Here is a 978-nt window from a genome sequence, read left to right on the forward strand (position 1 = left end):
TAACGAATGCCCACCCAAATGGAAGAAATTATCCGTCACACCTACCCGTTCAATACCCAGCACTTCCTGCCAGACTTCAGCCAGTAATTGCTCCGTTTCCGTACCCGGTGCAACATAGGATCCCTGTTGCAACCCCATATCCGCTTCCGGTAGCGCCTTGCGATCTACCTTGCCATTCGCCGTCAACGGCCACTGGGCCAACACCACAAATGCCGGGGGCACCATGTGCTCCGGTAAATGCGCACGCAGATAGGCCCGCAGCCGCTCAATCAACTCCGTCGAACTGCTGTCCGACGCTTCCGCCCCCCTCGACAGTACATAGGCAACCAGATATTTCTCCCCCGCCACTGCCGTTTTTGCCAGCACCAGCGCTTCCCTCACCTCACCCTGGGCAACCAGCGTTGCTTCAATTTCACCCAGCTCGATCCGGAAACCACGGATCTTCACCTGCTCGTCCAGCCGCCCAAGGTATTCCAGATCACCCGTCGCCAGAGAACGCACCAAATCACCCGTGCGGTAAAAACGCCCTTCACCATACTCCGGCAAGCTCACAAAGCGCTGTTCCGTTAATGCCGGCTGGTTCAGGTAACCGCGGGTAACGCCATCGCCTCCGACATACAATTCCCCTTCTACCCCTACCGGTACCAACCCCTGGCAGGCGTTTAATACCAGTAACTTCAGGTCAGCGAGTGGGCGGCCGATGATGCTGCGACCTGCCGATTCGGCGACCAGCGCCCGGGTGATGTGACGATGGGTCACATGTACCGTCGTTTCGGTGATCCCGTACATATTGATCAGCCGCGGCGCCTGATCCCCGTGCCGCTCAAACCAGGGCGATAACATCGCCAGTTGCAGTGCTTCACCACCAAAAATAATGTAACGCAGCGATAGCGCACGCGCGGCGTTGCCATCCTCGGTGATGACCGCACTGAACGCACTGGGAGTCTGGTTCAGCACCGTGACCCCTTCGTCCTGCAA

The 978-nt window shown here is 58.2% G+C and carries 1 protein-coding gene; it reads right to left on the bottom strand.

The window, feature by feature from the left end; all coding sequences use genetic code 11:
• Positions 1-978: non-ribosomal peptide synthetase (locus A596_RS05055; RefSeq protein WP_268745678.1), on the bottom strand; the 978-nt coding region annotated here is incomplete at its 3' end.

Source organism: Cellvibrio mixtus subsp. mixtus J3-8, assembly GCF_000766945.1.
Classification (GTDB): Bacteria; Pseudomonadota; Gammaproteobacteria; order Pseudomonadales; family Cellvibrionaceae; genus Cellvibrio; species Cellvibrio mixtus_A.